Origin of the sequence: Actinomadura sp. RB99, from assembly GCF_014706005.1 — a bacterium.
Taxonomy (GTDB): domain Bacteria; phylum Actinomycetota; class Actinomycetes; order Streptosporangiales; family Streptosporangiaceae; genus Spirillospora.
In genome coordinates, this window is record NZ_JABMCA010000062.1 from 1 (window position 1) to 17616 (window position 17616).

Genomic DNA, 17616 nt, shown 5'->3' on the forward strand with positions numbered 1-17616 from the left:
CGCGGCCCGCCTGGTCACCGGCCCGCCCGCGCTGCTCGACGACCTGGCGCGCGCGGGCGCGCCCGGCCGCTACGCCGCCGCGCCGGTCCGCGACGCGGCGGGAGACGTGGTGGCGGCGGTGACCGTCCCGGACGGCGGCGACCTCACCGGCCTGCTCGCGACCGCGGACGCCATCTCCGCCGACTACCGCCGTCCGGCGGCCGCCGGCCCGCCCGGGTGAGGACGCCCGCCGCGACGAGTTCGAGCGTGATGAGCACCGCGATGACCTCGATGGCGAGCAGCCCGATGAGCACCAGCAGCTGCGTCGCGCCCGCCTGGACGGGGTCGGCGCCGCCGAGCAGCACGCCGACGAACGCGCCGGGCAGCGTGACGAGCCCGACCGTCCGGGTCTGGTCGAGCACGGGGAACAGCGCGAGCGCGGCGGCCGGGCGGCACACCTCCATCGCCGCGTCCCGCGGCATCAGCCCGAGCGCGAGCCCGCCCTCGTACTCGCCGCGCCGCGTGGCCAGCTCGTCGAGCGCGCGCCGCCCGGTCAGCCCGGTCGCCGACATGGCGCCGCCGATGAAGATGCCGGCGATCGGCAGCACCGACACGGTGCGGAACGGGACGAGCCGCGACGCGAGCAGCAGCGCGAGGACGGGCGCGACGCCCGCGACGATCGGCAGCGCGGTCGTCCACGCGCCGGCGCGCAGCGCGCCGGTGATGCGGCGGCCCGCCGTCACCACGGCGATGACCACCATCCCGGCGATGAACGCGGCCGTGTAGCCGGCGTCGCGCAGCACCGCCGCGATCAGCGCGGACACCGCCGCGAGCTGCACCGTCGCGCGCAGGGCGACGACCACCAGGTCCCGTCCGAGACCGAGCCGGCCGAGCCGCGCGAGCGCCGCCGCGGCCACCGCGAGCGAGCCGAGGACGAGCGCCAGGAGTGGTCCGACCGCGGGCCCCGCGCTCATCCCCACCCCCCGGACCAAACGATCTTCTGTAACCGCTCTTCCCATTTGAGTCGATTGTGATCCGCAAGGCCGCTCAAGGACGCGAAAAGCCCGATAGCGTGGGACTTGTGGAGGACGTGGAGGCAGGCGGGACGTCCCGCCGCAGAGCGCTCTGGCTGATGGGGGCCGCCGCCGTCGGCCTCACCGCGATCGGCGCGGACGAGGCGCATCCGTCCCATGCGGCGCGCGCCTCGGCGAAGCCGTCCGTGCCCATGCCGCGGGCCCGGCCCGTCATCCATCCGAAGCCGACGCCGACACCGTCCCCGACGCCGACGCCGCGCCCCGCGTCGTGGACGACGGCGCGGCTGACCGCGCTGGAGACGCCCGTCCGCGAGCTGACGCAGCTGTCCCCGGCGCCGCCGCCGAAGACGATCGCGCTCACCATCGACGACGGCCCGCATCCGGAGTACACGCCGAAGGTGCTCGACCTGCTGGCCGAGCACGAGATCCACGCGACCTTCTTCATGATCGGCGAGCAGGTGAAGGAGTGGCCGAAGCTGGTGCGCCGGGTCGCCGCCGCCGGCCACCAGATCTGCAACCACACCGAGACGCACCCCATCACCATCGCGGGCCTGCCGAGGAAGCGGGTCAAGAAGGAGATGATGCAGGCGCGCGACCGGATCGCCGACACCACCGGCATCGAGCCGCAGTTCTTCCGCTCGCCGGGCGGCGCGTGGTCGAAGACGATCCTGGAGCTCGTCGCCGAGCACGACATGCTGCCGATCGACTGGGCGGTCGACCCGCGCGACTGGTCCCGGCCGGGCGTCGGGCACATCCGCCGGACGATGCTGCGTGGCAAGGCCGGCAACATCATGCTGTGCCACGACGGCGGCGGCGACCGCTCGCAGACCATCGCGGCGCTGCGCAAGGTCATCCCGAAGATGAAGAAGCGCGGCCTCACCTTCGTCGCGCTCTAGCGCACGGCGGTGGGCGGGCGGAGGCCGGCGAACAGGTCGTCCTCCGGCAGCGGCGTCTCGACGTGCGAGCGGGCGAGCCGGTAGTCCTCGGTGGGCCACACCTCCCGCTCGACGTCGCGCGGGTGCAGCATGAGCCCGGCGTGCGGGTCGACCTGCGTGGCGTGGGCGAGGAGCGCCCGGTCCCGGACGGGGAAGTACTCCGCGCACGGGACGCGCGTGGTGATCTCCAGGGGCGCGGCGCCGTCTGGCCATTCCGCGAGCACCGGCCCCATCGGCGACTCCAGGCCGCGCGCGAGCATCCCGTCGTGCAGCGCCTGGAACCAGTCCCGCGAGAACGCGCCCTGGTAGTACAGCTTCGCCGACCGCCATGGGCGTCCGGTCCCGGGGTAGCGCCCCGGGTCCGCGGCGGCGTCGAACGCCTCCGCCGTGACCTCGTGCGTCTTGATGTGGTCGGGGTGCGGGTACCCGCCGGTCTCGTCGTAGGTGACCACGACGTGCGGGCGGAACTCGCGGATGAGCGCGACGAGCGGGCGCGCCGCGTCCGCGAGCGGCTCCAGCGCGAAGCAGCCCGCCGGCAGGGCCTCGCCGTCGCCCGGCAGCCCCGAGTCGGTGAAGCCGAGGAACCGCTGCCGGACGCCGAGGATCCGCCGCGCCGCCTCCATCTCGCGGCGCCGGATCGCGGGCAGGTCCGCGCGGACCTCCGGCCGGTCGAGCGCCGGGTTGAGGACGCTGCCGCGCTCCCCGCCCGTGCAGGTCGCGACCAGGACGTCCGCGCCCTCGGCGGCGTACTTGGCGAGCGTCGCGGCGCCCTTGCTCGACTCGTCGTCCGGGTGGGCGTGGACGGTCAGCAGCCGCGGCCGCTCTTCGCGGGTGATGCGCAGGTTCATGCGCGCTCCTTCCGGGAGTCGCGGGAGGGGTAGAAGAAGGCGGGGATCAGCGTCAGGGCGGACAGCCCGACCACCCACCAGAACGTGGCGCCGTACGCGGCGGCCGGTGCGTGATGCCCGAGCGAGCGCTGCAGGACGACGGCCAGCACCGCGGTGCCGAGCGAGCCCCCGACCCGGTTGACGGTGTTGACGGCTCCGGCGGCGCGGGCGGTCTCGTCCGGGCGGACGCTCGCGTAGACGGCCGCCATGCCGGGCGCCATCACCAGGGCGAGGCCCGCGCCGCGCAGCATCAGCGACAGCGCCAGCAGCCAGCCCGCCGGGTGCGAGCCGACCTGCGTGAACGCGACCGTCCCGGCGACCGTGACGGCGATCCCGGTGAGGATCAGCGGGCGCGGCGCCATCCGGTCGGCCAGCCGCGACGCGAGGAGCGTCACGACGGCGGTGGCGAGGGCCTGCGGCGCGAGCAGCAGCCCGGCGTCCAGCGCCGACACGTGCTCGACCTGCTGGTAGTAGAGCGGGAGCAGGAGCATGGAGCTGTAGAGCGCGGCGCCCTGCAGGAACGAGTTGGCCGTCGCGACCGCGAAGCCGCGCCGGGCGAACAGGCCGAGGTCGATCAGCGCCGCGCCGCGGCGGCGCAGGGCGTGGACACCGTATCCGGCGAGCAGGACCGTCCCGGCGGCGAGCGGGACGACGACGCGGGCCGCGCCGAACCCCGCCGTCCCGACCTCGGAGAGGCCGTAGACGACGGCCGCGAGGCCGGGCGACAGCAGGGCGAGGCCGCGGACGTCCAGCCGCCGCGCCGCCCCGGCGGCGGCCCCAGCGAACGCGGGGACGTAGCGGGCCGCGAGCACCAGCGTGAGCAGGCCGAGCGGGACGTTCACCAGGAACATCCAGCGCCAGTCGAGCCGCTCGACGATGAGCCCGCCGAGCACCGGCCCGAGGACGGGCGCGAACGTCAGCGGCAGGACGGTGACGCCGAAGACCCGGCCGAGCCGCTTCGGCCCGGCGGCCCGCACGACGATCGACTGGCCGATCGGCTGGATCAGCCCGCCGCCGATCCCCTGGAGGACCCGGAACGCGATCAGGCTCCCGGCCGACCAGGCGAGCCCGCACAGCGCGGACCCGGCGGTGAACAGCGCGACGGACGTCATCCACATCGTCCGGGCGCCGAACCGGTCGCTCGCCCAGCCGGCGAGCGGCATCACCATCGAGATCGCCAGCAGGTACCCGGCGGACACCCACTGCAGGGTCGTGACGGGGCCGCCGAGGTCGCGGGCGACCGCGTCCAGGCCGACGCCGACGATCGTCGTGTCGAGCAGGGCGAGGATCGGCCCGAGGACCAGCACGAACGACGTCTTCAGCAGCGCCGGGTCGAGCCGTTCCGGGGCGGCGGCCGGCGCGGCGGGCGCGCGGGAGGGCGCGGTCATGGACACCTCCAAGTAAGTAGGTCGAACCGAACTTTAGGCTCAGTCCACTTACTCGGTCAAGGCTATTTTTAGACTCAACCTAGTTTTGGATCGGTGCAGACGAGCGCCTCCCGCCGGCAAGTCGCGGTCAACCGATGGCGGCCGGGGAGCGGGGTCCCTAGGATCGCGATGATCTCCATCGAGCCAGAGAGGTTCCCGCGTGCACGGCCCTCCGCCCTCCCCGTTCCCCGAGCCCTATCGCGGCCCGTACCAGGGCCCCGCGCAACCGGCTCCACCGCCGCCCCCGCCGCCGTACACGCCGTATGCGTCATACGGCTCGTATGAGCCGTCCGAGCCGTCCGGGCCCGCGAGCGAGGCGGCGCCCCGCGGCCGGCGGCTGCTGGCCTGGTCGATCGACGCCGCGATCCTGGTCGGCGTGGCCGTGCTGCTCGCGGGCGTGACGTGGGGGCGGCTGCAGTCCTACGTCGCCGAGGACCTGCCGCGCAAGGCGATGTCGGCGGGGTTCGAGCTCCTGGTGTCCGGCGGGAGCGTGGGGAAGGCGGCGGGCGAGCTCGGCGCGGGGGCCTGGGGCGCGTTCGTCACCGCCGTCGAGCAGGCCCTGCTGCTGCTCGTCCTCGCGGAACTGCTCCACCAGTTCGTCGGGCTCGCCTGGACCGGGCGGACGGCCGGGAAGGCCGCGATGGACCTGCGCGTCCGGCACGCCTCCGCGGAGGCCGGTCCGGGCAAGGGCCGCGCGCTGCGCCGGGCGCTGCTCACGACCGCGTCGGGCACCGGCCTCTACGCGCTCGCCTGGGTGCTCCTTCTCGAGGGCCTGTTCTTCTTCGCCGTCCTGCTGTGGACGCTCGCGGTCCTCGCCTTCCTGGCCAACAGCCTGCCCGCGCTCGCCGGCCGGCGGCGGCGCACGCTCGCCGACCTCGTGGGCGGCACCGTCGTCATGCGGGCGGGCGCCTACCGGCGCGCCGCGGCGGCCGCGCGGCAGGGCGCCGTCATCGCGTGGGACGGCGCCCAGGCCGCGGGGCAGGTGGTGGGGCAGGCCGCCCGCGACAACGCCGCGCGGCTCGCCCAGCACGAGCGCGTGCAGCAGGCGATCGAGTCCGAGCGGGCCGAGCGGCTGCGGGAGCTCGGCCGGCAGTCCGCCGGGAAGCTGCGCGAGGTCGCGGCGAGCGAGCGCGCGCAGCAGGTGCAGGACGCGGGCAAGCGGTTCGGCGGCCGCATCCGGGACGCCTACCAGGAGCGCAGGGCGGGCCGTGCCGTCGAGCAACCGGCACAGCCCGCCCTACCACCGCCCCCGCCAGCCCTCCCGCAACCGGCCTTCCCGCCGTCCCCGGCCCAGCAACCGGTACAGCAGCCGGCCCCGCCGCCGCAGCAGCCTCCGTACGGCCATCCCGCGCCGGACGACGCATTCCGGCAGCCGTACGAGCAGCCGCCGCCCGGCTAGGGCCGGCCGAGGAGGGCTAGGGGACCGGGACGGCGGGCGGCGCCGATGCCGGGACGGGCGCGGCCTCGCCGTGCGAGACCCGCGGCAGCCACCCCAGCCAGCGCGGCAGGTACCAGTTCGCGCGGCCGAGCAGCGCCATCACCGCGGGCAGCAGCACGATCCGGACGACGGTCGCGTCGATCAGCACCGCCACCGCCAGGCCGACGCCGAGCTGCTTGAAGTCCTGCATCGACAGCGTCCCGAAGATCGCGAACGTGGCGACCATGATGACGGCGGCGCTGGTCACGACCCCGGCGGTGGCGCGGACGCCCTCGCCGACCGCGCGGGCGGTGTCGAGCCCCCGGTCCCGGGCCTCGCGGATCCGCGACACCACGAACACGTGGTAGTCCATCGACAACCCGAACAGCACCACGAACACGAACAGCGGGATCCACGACTCCAGCGCGCCCGCGCCCCGCGTCCCGACCAGCGAGTCCCCCCAGCCGTGCTGGAACACCGCGACCATCACCCCGTACGCGGCGCCCACCGACAGCAGGTTCAGCCCGATCGCGGTCAGCGCGATGACGGGGGACCGGAAGAACACCAGCATCAGCAGGAACGTGACGCCCATGACGAACAGGAACACCGGCACGATCGCGTGCCTGAGCTGCGCGTTGTAGTCGGTGGACCAGGCGAGCTGCCCGCTCACCGGCGCGTCCGCGACCCGTCCGACGGTCTGCGGGACGATCGTGTCCCGCAGCGTCCGCAGCGCGTGCTTCGAGGCGGCGTCCGACCCGGAGCCGGCGAGCGGCACCTCGATCTCCGCGACGTTCGCCTTCCGGTGCACGGTCACCTCGATCGGCGCGTTCATCTCGCCGGACGCGAGGGCGCGCCGCTTCAGCTCCCCGATCGCCGCCTTCACCTGCGGGGCGTCGATGTCGCGGGCCTTCACCACGACGTTCGCGGGCGCCGGGTTGCCGGGGAACGCCTTGTTCAGCTCCGTGTAGGTCCGCGCGATCCGCTCGCCGGGCGGGACCTGCTGGTCGATGCCGAGCTTCGCGGTCCTCATGCCGAGCGCGGGCGCCGCCAGCGCCAGCAGCAGCCCCGCCGACAGCACCGCCGCGATCCCGGGACGCGCCAGGACGGGCTTGAGCAGCACCCCCACGACCCCGGCGCGCTCACCGCGACGACCGGCGCGCTCACCGCGGCGGCCCGCTCCGCGCCGGCGCGGCAGCCGGATCCGGCCGAACTCCACCTTGTCGCCGAGCAGCGACAGCAGCGCGGGCAGCACCGTCACCGAGCCGAGCATCGCGATGCACACGACCAGGATCGTCGCGACCGCGAACCCCTTGAACAGCAGCAGCCCGGACAGGAACATCCCGGACATCGCGATCATGACGGTGACGCCGGAGACCAGCACGGACCGTCCCGAGGTGGCCGCGGCGATCGCCAGCGCGCTCTCCCGGTCCCGGCCGCGGCGCCGCTCCTCGCGCTCGCGCTGCAGGTAGAACAGGCAGTAGTCGACGCCGACGGCGAGGCCCATCAGCAGCATCACCGAGTTCGTCGTGTCGTCCACGTGCACCGCGTGGCTGGCCACGGCCAGCAGCCCGCCCGCCGCGAGGTAGGCGGTGAACGCCAGCACCACCGGCAGGACGGCGGCGAGCAGCGCGCCGAACGCGACGAGCAGGATCCCGATCGCCAGCGGCACCGCCGTCATCTCGGCGCGCTTGAAGTCCTTGCCGAGCGCGTTGTCGAACCAGGCGTCCGCCGTCGCGCCGCCGAACTCGCCGATCGTCACCTTCGGGTTGTCGCGCTGCGCCTTCGCGACCGCGTCCTCGACGGCGGGCAGCGGGTCCGGCGCGCCGTCCGGCGCCTTCTTCAGCGTGAACTGGACGATCACGTGCCGCCGGTCCCGCGCGACCGTGTCCGGCCGCAGGTCCGTGATCTTCCCGGTGGCCCGCACGTTCGCCCGGACGGCCGCGACGGCGCGGGCCGTCTGCGGCGCGCCCGCGGGCCCGGTGACCAGCACGGTCTCCGAGTCGGGGTCGTCGATGCCCGCGTCGTCGATGATCTTCTCGGCGTGCGCCGACCGCCCGGCGCCCTGCTCGTGCTCCGCCATCGTGGTCTGGCCCACCGCGCCGCCCAGCACCGAGGCCAGGACGACGAACAGCAGCCAGCCGAGGACGGCCGCCATCCGGTGCCGCGCGCTCCAGCCGCCGAGCGCGGCGGCGAGGTTCCTTCTCATGGGAGTCCCCTGGGGGTCGTCGGTGCGGGGTGACACCAAGAAGCCAATAGGGGCGGCGGCCCCGCCGACATGGCCCTGACCACCGTCCGGGGGTGTAGTCAGGTACACCCCTCGTCCGGGTTGCGGGCACACTGTGCTGGACGGACGCCGGCCGGAGACTGGACGCACGACGGCAGGCGACGACCGGAGGAACACGGTGAACGAGCACGCGGTGAACGAACGGCCGGTGAGCGAGGCCCCCTGGCAGCGGTGGCTGAAGACGCCCTGGCGCGGGCTCGGGCTGTGGTTCCTGGGGATCCCGGCGACCTTCGTGGGACTGTGGTTCCTCACGGTCATCTCGCTGATCTCGAGCTTCGTGGGGATCCTGCTGTTCCCGTCCGCGACGATGGCGCTGCGCAAGCAGCTCGACGTCTACCGCGCCAAGATCGAGCAGTGGACGGGGCACCGGATCGAGCGGCCGTACCTCCCCGAGCCCGCGCCGGAGCCCGGGGTCAAGGGCGCGGTGCGCCGCTTCATGGCGCTCGCCTCCGACCCCGCCACCTGGCGGGACTACCTGTGGGTGGCCGCCGACCCGTTCGTCGCGCTGTTCACCGCGGCGCTGCCCGGCATACTCATCCTGTACGGGCTGTGGGGGTACGCCGTCGCGACGTTCGCCGGCGACATGATCGGCCACTACGGCGGCAGCGACTGGTACGCCTACATCCACGTCACCGACGGCTACGGCCGCGACGCCGGGCGGGTCGGCTCCACGCTGGTCGTCGCCACGCTGTGCGTCGTCGCCGGTCACCTGCTCGGCCCGGCGATGATGCGGGTGTACGGGCGGTGGGGCAAGGCCGTCCTCGGCCCGACCGAGAAGTCCCGGCTCGCGCTGCGCGTCCGGCACCTCACCGAGACCCGCTCCGAGGCGGTGGACGCCTCCGCCGCCGAGCTGCGCCGCATCGAGCGCGACCTGCACGACGGCGCGCAGGCCCGGCTCGTCGCGATGGGCATGAGCCTCGGCGCGATCGAGCACCTGCTCGACAAGGACCCGGAGAAGGCGCGGATCCTGCTGGCGCAGACCCGCGAGTCGTCCGCGAAGGCGCTGCACGAGCTGCGCGACCTCGTCCGCGGCATCCACCCGCCGGTGCTCGCCGACCGCGGCATCGGCGACGCGGTGAAGGCGCTCGCCCTCGACCACCCGCTGCACGTCGAGGTCACCGCCGACCTGCCGGCCCGCCCCGAGCCGCCGGTCGAGTCCGCCGCCTACTTCGCGGTGTCGGAGATCCTCACCAACGCGGCCAAGCACTCCGGCGCGTCCCGCGTCTGGGTCGACATGCGGCACGAGCGGGGCATGCTGCGCATCACCGTCACCGACGACGGGCACGGCGGCGCGTCCCTGGCCGGCGGCACCGGGCTGCGCGGGATCGAGCGGCGGATCGGTACATTCGACGGCGTGCTCGCCCTCAACTCCCCCGTGGGCGGCCCGACCATCGTCACGCTGGAGCTGCCGTGCGCGTTGTCCTCGCCGAAGACCTCGCCCTCCTGAGAGAGGGCCTCGTCAGCCTCCTGGAGACGCACGGCTTCGAGATCGCCGACGCCGTCGACAACGGGCCCTCGCTGCTGAAGGCACTGGTCGACCACCGCCCGGACGTGGCGGTGGTCGACGTGCGCCTGCCGCCGTCCTTCACCGACGAGGGCCTGCAGGCGGCGCTGGAGGCGCGCCGCCGGATCCCGGGCCTGCCGGTGCTGGTGCTGTCGCAGTACGTCGAGCAGCTGTACGCCCGGGAGCTGCTCGCCGACGGCACCGGCGGCATCGGCTACCTGCTGAAGGACCGGGTGTTCGACACCGCCCAGTTCGTCGACGCGGTCCGCCGGGTCGCCTCCGGCGGCACCGCGATGGACCCCGAGGTCATCTCCCGGCTGGTCGCCAGCGGCACCCGCGACACCCCGCTGGGCCGGCTCACCCCCCGCGAGACCGAGGTGCTGGAGCTGATGGCGCAGGGCCGCTCGAACGCGGCGATCGCGGAGCGGCTGGTCGTGACCGAGCGCGCCGTCACCAAGCACACCGCGAACATCTTCGCCAAGCTCGACCTGCCCGTCACCGACGACACCAACCGCCGCGTCCTCGCCGTCCTCGCCTACCTCAACCACTGACGGAGCGGACTACCCGGGCCCCCGCGCGGTGAACTATGTTGCTCGGGCGAAAAGGGGCCCTTGGGAGGGCGCGATGAAGGTGATCCTGGTCCTGCTCTGCCTGGCGATCGCGGGCCGCGAGCTCTACCTGGCGTTCGACCGCAGGCGGCGGGCCGGCGCACCGGAGATCGCCGACATCCGCACCCAGCTCACCGCGCTCAAGGACACCCGCGACGAGCTGGAGCACTTCCGCTCCGCGCAGCGCGAGCGGCTGGAGCGGCTCACCGCCGAGCGGGCCGCGGAGCTGGCGCCGCTCACCGCCGGGCAGGACCGGCTGGCCGAGTCGCTGCGCGAGACCGACGACCGGATCGGCTCGCTGGTCGCGCAGATCAACGACCGGATGGTGCCGGAGGTCAACGAGCGGCTGAACACCCAGAAGGCGGCCCTCGAACGGCTCGCCGCCGACGTCGCCGCGCTCCGCGCGCACCTGGTCGCGCGGCTCGACCAGGCCGTGGCCGCGTCGCTCGGCGCGGAGCCCGCCGACCTCGTCGCCGCGTCCCTCACCGCCGCGCCCGACGCCGCCCGCGCCGCGCTGGCCGACCCGTTCGAGCGGTTCCTCGAACGCTACGGGCTGTGGTGCGAGCTGGCGGACGGCGACCGCCTCTACCTGTCCGGCCGCAGCCCCCGCGGCCTGGAACGCGACTTCATCGAGCTGCTCGCCGCGCTCCGCCCGGGCCCCGGCGCCGCCACCGCCGAGGCGGCGGCGCTGCTGGACGCGCTGCGCGGCACCGCGCGGGCCGCCGCGCAGGTCGGGCCCCTGCTGATCGTCCGGACGTCCGGGGACCTGCTGTGCGGCGTGCTGCCGCTGGCGGAGCTGCGCCTCCCGGAGACCGCCGGGCTCCTGGACGACCCGTCCCGCGCGGCCGCCCGGCTGCGCCGGCTCCCCGCCGCCCGCCTCCTCGACGCGTCCTAGCCCGTATTTCTGCAGTCCCGGCCCACTTCGAGACGGACCCCAGCCCGCGGTCCCGGCGAACTACTTGCCCGTCCAGGTGAAGCGGGGCGGGCGGCGTTCGAGGAACGCCGCGATGCCCTCGGCGACCTCGCCGCGCGCCGCGACCTCCTCCAGCCACCCCCGGACCTTCTCCTCGACGGGGCCGTCCGCGGCGATGGCGTCCACGATGTCCTTGGTCGCCTGCTGGGTCAGCAGCGAGCGCGACGCGAGGGTCTCGGCGAACGCCGCGACCCGCGCCGGGAGGTCGCCGGCGATCTCGTTCAGCAGCCCGATCCGCAGCGCGTGGTCGGCGTCGACGAGATCCGCCGAGTACAGCAGGTACTTCGCGGCGGACGGCCCGACGAGCCGGACGAGCCGGGCCGTCGCCGCGGCCGGGTAGACGATGCCGAGCTTGGCGGGGGTGATCCCGAACCGGGCGCCCGGCGCCGCGAACCGCAGGTCGCACGCCGCCGCGAGCTGGCAGCCGCCGCCGACGCAGAACCCCTCGATCGCGGCCAGCGTCGGCTTCGGGAACGCGGCGAGGGCGCGCTCGGCGACCGTCGACAGGTGCGAGTCGTCGTCGCGGTGGATGTCGGTCAGCTCCGCGATGTCCGCGCCGGCGCAGAAGTTCCCGCCCGCCCCGGTCAGCACCACGACCCGGACGCCGGAGTCGGCCTCCAGGCCGTCCAGGATGCCGGGCAGGGCCCGCCACATGTCCGCCGACATGGCGTTCCGCTTCTCCGGGCGGTCGATGGTGATCGTCCCCACCCCGCCCGCGACCTCGCACCGCAACCCGCCGCCCATGGCCCTCCCTACCGCTCCACCAGCGGCATCATCGTACGGACCCGGCGCGGCGGGCGCCCCTCCGCCCCGAGGACGACAGAAGCGCCCCACGGATACTCCTTCCGGATGGATTAGGAACACCCCGCGTGAGGGAGGAATTCTGGCGACGCCCGCCGGATTATGGACACATCAGGGGTCCCTCCGACCCGAAACGGAGCTCGTGGTGCAGCAGAGCGCGCACGCCTTCTGGACGATCAACCTGGACGACCCCTTGGCCGCCGCCCCCGACATGGCCGGCGCCAAGGCGTCCGACCTCTCGCGCGCCGCGCGCAACGGGCTGCCGGTGCCGCCCGGCTTCGTGATCCCCGTGCAGTGCTTCCCGCGCGGCGAGCACTACCGCAACACCGGCGAGCTGCGGAAGGCGTGGGCCCGCCTCAGCGGGAACGGCGCCCGGGCCCTCGCGGTCCGGTCCTCGTCGACGCACGAGGAGGGCGCCCCGGGCCGGTACGTGTCCGCCCTGGACGTCAAGGGCTGGCCGGAGTTCCTCAAGGCCGTCAGGGGCGTGGTGGCCTCCGCCACCGGGCCCGCGTCCACGGCGATCCTCGTCCAGCCGCAGCTGGAGCTGGTGGCGGGCGGCGTGCTGTTCGGCGCGGACCCGTTAGAGAGCCGCGCCGAGCGGGTCATCGTCTCGGCGGCGCTGGGCGGCCCGCGCGCGCTCCGCGACAACCAGGCCGCCACGACCTACGCGCTCAACCGGCGCGGCAAGGTCCTGAGCATGAAGCGTGACACCGGCGCGCCGGAGGAGGAGCCGCTCTCCCGGCCGCAGCTTCGGGCACTGGTCAAGCTGGCCGCGCGCGCGGCGGCCCTGTTCGGCGGCCCGCAGGAGATCGAGTTCGGGTTCGACCGGGAGGGCGCCCTCTGGCTGCTCCAGACGCGCCCGCTGTCGTCCCTGACCCTGCCCCGTGCCCGCCGCCCCGCCAGCTGACGCGCCGACCCGAGGAGAGGACGCACCGATGACCTTGGGGAATGCGCGGACGGCCTCCGGTGCTGTACTGTCAAGGCAGCGCCTTTGATTTCCCGCGATCCGCGGTTGAGGCGCACTTCTTCCCCGCCCGGGCCATCTGAGCGCCCGGTGATCCCCCGTCCGGACGCGCCGACGAGCGTCCCGGACCGTCGCACAAGGGAGCCGACGTCAGCCCGGTGAACCGAGCTGCATTTCTCGTATTCTCCTCGCGTACGCGCCGCGGGCTCCGCCGCCGTACGCGGGAATCGACTCCAGGGGGCGCGGCGTTCACCGCGCCGCCCTGAGAAGGGACCCGTATGTCCACTCCCACACTGACTTCGGAGCGCCGCCCCGCCGAGAGCCGGGCGCACGCCGTCCCGGCCGCGCGCAAGAGCGCTCAGCAGCAGGCGAGGCGGCCCGCCGCCGACGACCAGCCGGCCGTCCCGTTCCACGGCATCCTCGCCGTCCAGGACAAGCACGCGTTCGTCCGCACGTCCGGCTACCTGCCGGGCAACGACGACGTGCACGTCTCGCTCGCGCAGGTCAAGACGTACCACCTGCGGCCCGGCGACGCCGTCGCGGGCACCGCCCGCCCGCCGAAGAGCGGCCGGGAGAAGTTCGGCGCGCTCGCCACCGTCGAGTCCGTCAACGGGCTGCCGCCCGAGCAGGCCGCCGGCCGCCCCGAGTTCGCCAAGCTGACCCCGCTGTTCCCGGACGAGCGGCTGCGCCTCGACACCGGCCCGCTCGCGACCCGCGTCATCGACCTGGTCGCGCCGATCGGCAAGGGGCAGCGCGGGCTGATCGTGTCGCCGCCGAAGGTCGGCAAGACGATGGTGCTGCAGGCCCTCGCGAACGCCATCAGCACGAACAACCCCGAGGTGCACCTCATGATGGTGCTCATCGACGAGCGCCCCGAAGAGGTCACCGACATGCAGCGGACGGTCCGCGGCGAGGTGATCCACTCGACGTTCGACCGGCCCGCGCAGGAGCACACCTCCCTCGCCGAGCTGGCCGTCGAGCGCGCCAAGCGGCTCGTCGAGCAGGGCCACGACGTGGTGATGCTGCTCGACTCGATCACCCGGCTCGGCCGCGCCTACAACCTCGCGGCGCCGTCCAGCAGCCGCATCCTCGCCGGCGGCGTCGCGACCACCGCGATCTACCCGCCCAAGAAGTTCTTCGGCGCCGCCCGCAACATCGAGAACGGCGGCTCGCTGACCATCCTCGCGACCGCGCTGGTGGAGACCGGCTCCCGGATGGACGACGTGTTCTTCGAGGAGTACAAGGGCACCGGCAACATGGAGCTGAAGCTCGACCGGGGCCTCGCGGACCGGCGGGTGTTCCCCGCCGTCGACATCGAGGCGTCCGGCACCCGCCGCGACGAGCTGCTCATGTCGCCCGAGGAGCTCGCCCTCACCTGGCGGCTGCGCCGCGCCCTCCAGGGCCTGGAGAGGCAGCAGTCGATCGAGCAGCTGCTGGAGAAGATGAAGGGCACCTCGTCGAACGCCGAGTTCCTGCTCCGGCTCCAGAAGAGCCTCTAGCCCTTCTGCGGCCTGAACGTCCTGAGGACGCGGTCGTAGAGCCGCTGACCCGGCGTCCAGTGCGGTTCGGGCGCGTGGAAGCAGAACTCGTATCCGGCGGCGCGGCTGCACAGCACGTGCACCCCGCCCTGTGCCGAGGCTCCCTGACCCCCGCCTTGCCCGCCGCCTTGCCCGTCGCCTTGCCCACCGCCGCCTTGTCCGCCGCCGTTCCAGACGAACTCCCATTCCGCGGCGTCGCCGCCGAGTTCCGGTGCGGCCTCCAGCCGCAGCCGGCGGTACCCGGGATACAGGTGCCGCGCCTCGGACCTCCGCTCGGCCGCGCGCAGCCCGCTCAGAGGCTCGCCCGGAGCCGGGGAGATGCGCAGCCCCCGCCCGGTGGCCTCGTCCTGCCACTCCATGACGTCGTCGCGCCGCTCGCTCTGCCAGCCGGCCGGAACGCGCACCGAGTAGCCGCCCTCCTCGGTGTACTTCACCATCTTCGCCTCGACGCCCGCGGCCGGCCGCAGCGCCACCGAGTCGCTCTTCCCGACGGAGTTCCACCGCGCCGTCCACGTGCCGACCCCGGCCGCCACGGCCGCGAGGAGCGCGACGCTCAGCACCGCGCCGGGCCGCAGCCGCCGCCCGACCGGCACCGGGACCCGCAGCGACCGCCGGACGCGCGGCGCACCGTCCGCGCAGGCCGGGTGCCCTCCTGACCCGGCCCGGACCGGTTCCGGCCGGGCCGGCCTCGGGACGGGGCCCAGGACCGCGGCCGTCGCGCCCGCCGGTTCGGCGTCCGCGACCTCCTGCAGCATCCGGGCGGCCGCCTCGGCGGACAGCCGGTCCTCGGGCCGCTCCCGCAGCAGCCCCTCGATGACAGGGGTGAGCGCCCCTGCGCGGACGGGCCGCGGGCGGTCGCCGAGCAGCACCGCGACCATCGACGCGAGCGCATGGCAGCGCAGGAACGGCGAGAACCCCTCGACGGCGGTGTAGAGCGTCGCGCCGAGCGACCACAGGTCGGACGCCTCGACGCTCGGCAGCCCGTGCACCCGTTCCGGCGCGAGGTAGGCGGGCGACCCCTCGATGCCCGCCGCCATCGTCTCGGCCTGCAGCGCCCCGCCGGCGCCGCGGCCCCGGTCGGTGTGCAGCGCCAGCCCGAAGTCGGTGAGCAGGACCCGGCCGTCGTCGCAGACCAGGACGTTGCTCGGCTTCACGTCGCGGTGCAGGATGCCCGCCCCGTGCGCGGCGCGCAGCACCGACAGCACCGCCGCGCCGATCCGCGCCGTCCGCCGCACGCCGAGCGGCCCGCCCTCGCCGATCAGCCGGTTCAGCGAGCACGACGGCAGGAACTCCATCACGATCCACGGGCGGCCGTCCTCCATGAGGACGTCGTGGACGGCGGCGACGCCGGGATGGCGGAGCGCGGCGGTCGCCCGCGCCTCGGCGAGCAGCCGCCGGCACAGCGCCCGGCGTTCCGCCCCGGTGATGCGGCCGGGCAGCCGGACCTCCTTGACCGCCACGTCCCGGTCCAGCATCTCGTCGTAGGCGCGCCAGACGGTGCCCATGCCGCCGCGGCCGACCACGGAGAGCAGCCGGTACCGCCGCGCGAGCGGTTCCGGCCGGTCCCCGTCCATGGGGACGTTATGCGCCCGGAATCGGCGCCGCACGCCCCCGCCCCGTCAATTCTTTCTTGACCGCTTTCCGGCGCGTCGCTGGTTGCGGCGGCCGCCGTTCCGGCGACCGGCGCGGATCAGGCGAAGACGGACCTGGCCCACTTGTAGTCGGACTTCCCGACGGCGGTGCGCTGCACCTCGTCGACCACCTTCACCTCGCGGGGCAGCTTGTACCCGGCGAGGCGGCCGCGGCAGTGCTCGGTCAGCCCGTCCAGCGTGACCGTCGCGCCGGGGCGCGGCGCGACGACGGCGGCGACGCGCTGCCCGAACCGCTCGTCCGGCAGGCCGACGACGACCGCGTCGTACACGTCCGGGTGGTCCTTCAGCGCGACCTCGACCTCCTCCGGGTAGACCTTCTCGCCCCCGGTGTTGATCATGAGGGAGCCGCGGCCGAGCAGCGTGATCGTGCCGTCCTCCTCCAGGCTCGCGAAGTCGCCGGGGACCGACCAGCGGGTGCCGTCGGCGTCGGTGAAGAACGTCGACGCGGTCTTCGCCGGGTCGTTGTAGTAGCCGATCGGGATGTGGCCGCTGCGCGCGAGCTTGCCGATCCGGCCGGGCGCGACCGCCTTGAGGTCGTCGTCCAGGACGGTGATACCGGGCCGCATCATGAACCGGGCGGTGCCCTCCTTGGCGTCCACGGACGGCCCGCACGCGCCCGTCTCGGACGCGCCGTAGTTGTCGAGGAACATGATGGTCGGCAGGTGCTCGCGCAGTGCCGCCTTCGCGCCCTCCGTCAGCGGCGCACCGCCGGACGCGATCGCCATCAGCGAGGACGTGTCGTACGCCCCGGTCGCGACGGCCTTGGCGACCGGGCGGGCCATCACGTCCCCGACCAGCATCAGGACGTTCGCCTGCTCCTCGGCGAGGAGCGTCAGCGCCGTCCCGGCGTCGAAGGCGTGGTCGGTGTAGAGGACGACCTTCGCCCCGCTGAACAGGCCCATGAACGCGACCCACTGGCCGGCGCCGTGCATGACGGGCGCGCAGTCGAGCACGGCCATCGGCGGCTGCTCGGCGTTCGCGGCGATCGCCTCCGGGCTGGTGATGGGGTCGCCGAGGACGTTCCCGCCGCCGAGCGCGCCGAAGAAGATGTCCTCGCAGCGCCACTCGACGCCCTTGGGGTAGCCGGTGGTGCCTCCGGTGTACATGATGTAGCGGTCGTCGCTGGAGCGCTCCGGGAAGTCGTTGCCGGACGCGGCGGCCGCGAGCGCCTCCTCGTAGCCGACGGCGTCCGGGATGTCCGCGGACGAGCCGTCCTCCAGGACGACGACGTGCCGCAGCTTCGGCAGGTCGCCGCGGACCTCCTCCACCTTCTCCAGCAGCGACCGCTCCCCGATGAGCGCGACGGAGTCGGAGTCGGACAGGACGTGGTGCAGCTCCCCGGCGACGTACCGGTAGTTCACCGGGATCGGCACCGCGCGGATCTTGAACGCGCCGATCATCGCCTCGACCCACTCCGCCCGGTTGTAGGCGAGGATCGCGACGTGCTCCCCGGCCTGGACGCCCGCGGCGGCGAGATGGTGGCCGACCCGGCTCGCCCGCTCGTCGAGCTGCGCGTACGTGCGCCGCTCGCCGCCGGCGACGAGGGCGGGGCGCTCGGGCCCCGCCTCCGCCAGGATCTCGAGCAGATCGGCCAGGTTGTAGCTGCGCGCCAT

At 74.4% G+C, this 17616-nt stretch carries 13 protein-coding genes and 2 pseudogenes; 8 read left to right on the plus strand and 7 right to left on the minus strand.

Features of this window, described 5'->3' with window-relative positions:
* Nucleotides 1–220, plus strand: a pseudogene (locus amrb99_RS37505) (IclR family transcriptional regulator C-terminal domain-containing protein); the annotation flags it as partial.
* On the opposite strand, the gene amrb99_RS37510 reads toward amrb99_RS37505, so the two are convergent.
* Entirely contained in the window at nt 144–953 is an 810-nt protein-coding gene (locus tag amrb99_RS37510) for an ABC transporter permease (RefSeq protein WP_190865396.1), read from the minus strand. The pseudogene amrb99_RS37505 and the gene amrb99_RS37510 sit on opposite strands and share 77 nt — an antisense overlap.
* A 107-nt stretch (nt 954–1060) precedes the next feature.
* Here amrb99_RS37510 and amrb99_RS37515 point away from each other — a divergent pair, with 107 nt between their 5' ends.
* The gene (locus amrb99_RS37515) at nt 1061–1909 is read left to right on the plus strand and encodes a polysaccharide deacetylase family protein (RefSeq protein WP_347257020.1); all 849 of its coding nucleotides are present in this window, start codon (nt 1061–1063) and stop codon (nt 1907–1909) included.
* Here amrb99_RS37515 and mca read toward each other — a convergent pair.
* Nucleotides 1906–2796, minus strand: coding sequence for a mycothiol conjugate amidase Mca (gene mca / locus amrb99_RS37520; protein ID WP_190865398.1), 891 nt, complete (start codon nt 2794–2796; stop codon nt 1906–1908). The genes amrb99_RS37515 and mca overlap by 4 nt on opposite strands.
* Nucleotides 2793–4223, minus strand: a complete 1431-nt coding sequence (locus amrb99_RS37525; protein WP_190865400.1) for an MDR family MFS transporter — start codon at nt 4221–4223, stop codon at nt 2793–2795. The genes mca and amrb99_RS37525 overlap by 4 nt, the downstream gene beginning before the upstream one ends.
* Nucleotides 4224–4422: 199 nt before the next feature.
* Between amrb99_RS37525 and amrb99_RS37530 the strand changes: the two genes are divergently transcribed.
* Nucleotides 4423–5661 (plus strand): RDD family protein, encoded by a 1239-nt coding sequence (locus amrb99_RS37530; RefSeq protein ID WP_190865402.1) that lies wholly within the window; start codon nt 4423–4425, stop codon nt 5659–5661.
* A gap of 16 nt (nt 5662–5677) precedes the next feature.
* Here the strand turns inward: amrb99_RS37530 and amrb99_RS37535 are convergent, their stop codons facing one another.
* The gene (locus tag amrb99_RS37535) at nt 5678–7885 is read right to left on the minus strand and encodes an MMPL family transporter (protein WP_190865403.1); all 2208 of its coding nucleotides are present in this window, start codon (nt 7883–7885) and stop codon (nt 5678–5680) included.
* 211 nt (nt 7886–8096) lie between these two features.
* Between amrb99_RS37535 and amrb99_RS37540 the strand changes: the two genes are divergently transcribed.
* From amrb99_RS37540 to amrb99_RS37550, 3 genes are all read left to right on the plus strand, one after another.
* Nucleotides 8097–9410: a histidine kinase gene (locus tag amrb99_RS37540; protein ID WP_347257021.1), complete on the plus strand. Its 1314-nt coding sequence runs from the start codon at nt 8097–8099 to the stop codon at nt 9408–9410.
* Nucleotides 9374–10018: a LuxR C-terminal-related transcriptional regulator gene (locus amrb99_RS37545; protein ID WP_190865405.1), complete on the plus strand. Its 645-nt coding sequence runs from the start codon at nt 9374–9376 to the stop codon at nt 10016–10018. Before amrb99_RS37540 ends, amrb99_RS37545 begins: the two co-directional genes overlap by 37 nt.
* A 73-nt stretch (nt 10019–10091) precedes the next feature.
* Nucleotides 10092–10970, plus strand: coding sequence for a hypothetical protein (locus amrb99_RS37550; RefSeq protein WP_190865407.1), 879 nt, complete (start codon nt 10092–10094; stop codon nt 10968–10970).
* Nucleotides 10971–11030: 60 nt separating this feature from the next.
* Here amrb99_RS37550 and amrb99_RS37555 read toward each other — a convergent pair whose 3' ends face one another.
* Nucleotides 11031–11792 (minus strand): enoyl-CoA hydratase/isomerase family protein, encoded by a 762-nt coding sequence (locus amrb99_RS37555; RefSeq protein ID WP_190865409.1) that lies wholly within the window; start codon nt 11790–11792, stop codon nt 11031–11033.
* Between the two features lie 202 nt (nt 11793–11994).
* On the opposite strand from amrb99_RS37555, the gene amrb99_RS53455 reads away from it, so the two are divergent.
* Complete coding sequence (locus amrb99_RS53455) at nt 11995–12756, plus strand: PEP/pyruvate-binding domain-containing protein (protein ID WP_190865411.1); 762 nt, start codon at nt 11995–11997, stop codon at nt 12754–12756.
* Nucleotides 12757–13214: 458 nt separating this feature from the next.
* Nucleotides 13215–14312: pseudogene (gene rho, locus amrb99_RS37565) on the plus strand (transcription termination factor Rho); the annotation flags it as partial.
* On the opposite strand, the gene amrb99_RS37570 reads toward rho, so the two are convergent.
* Together amrb99_RS37570 and amrb99_RS37575 are read right to left on the minus strand one after the other, a co-directional pair.
* Nucleotides 14309–15925, minus strand: coding sequence for a serine/threonine-protein kinase (locus tag amrb99_RS37570; RefSeq protein ID WP_190865415.1), 1617 nt, complete (start codon nt 15923–15925; stop codon nt 14309–14311). The pseudogene rho and the gene amrb99_RS37570 sit on opposite strands and share 4 nt — an antisense overlap.
* Before the next feature lie 116 nt (nt 15926–16041).
* Entirely contained in the window at nt 16042–17616 is a 1575-nt protein-coding gene (locus tag amrb99_RS37575; RefSeq protein ID WP_190865417.1) for an acyl-CoA synthetase, read from the minus strand.

What these genes read in the sequence shown, in the direction of transcription:
- amrb99_RS37510 (WP_190865396.1), bottom strand. Translation starts at nt 953, where the DNA reads ATGAGCGCGGGGCCCGCGGTCGGACCACTCCTGGCGCTCGTCCTCGGC.
- amrb99_RS37525 (WP_190865400.1), bottom strand. Translation starts at nt 4,223, where the DNA reads ATGACCGCGCCCTCCCGCGCGCCCGCCGCGCCGGCCGCCGCCCCGGAA.
- amrb99_RS37575 (WP_190865417.1), bottom strand. Translation starts at nt 17,616, where the DNA reads ATGGCGCGCAGCTACAACCTGGCCGATCTGCTCGAGATCCTGGCGGAG.
- amrb99_RS37570 (WP_190865415.1), bottom strand. Translation starts at nt 15,925, where the DNA reads ATGGACGGGGACCGGCCGGAACCGCTCGCGCGGCGGTACCGGCTGCTC.
- mca (WP_190865398.1), bottom strand. Translation starts at nt 2,796, where the DNA reads ATGAACCTGCGCATCACCCGCGAAGAGCGGCCGCGGCTGCTGACCGTC.
- amrb99_RS37555 (WP_190865409.1), bottom strand. Translation starts at nt 11,792, where the DNA reads ATGGGCGGCGGGTTGCGGTGCGAGGTCGCGGGCGGGGTGGGGACGATC.
- amrb99_RS37550 (WP_190865407.1), top strand. Translation starts at nt 10,092, where the DNA reads ATGAAGGTGATCCTGGTCCTGCTCTGCCTGGCGATCGCGGGCCGCGAG.
- amrb99_RS37535 (WP_190865403.1), bottom strand. Translation starts at nt 7,885, where the DNA reads ATGAGAAGGAACCTCGCCGCCGCGCTCGGCGGCTGGAGCGCGCGGCAC.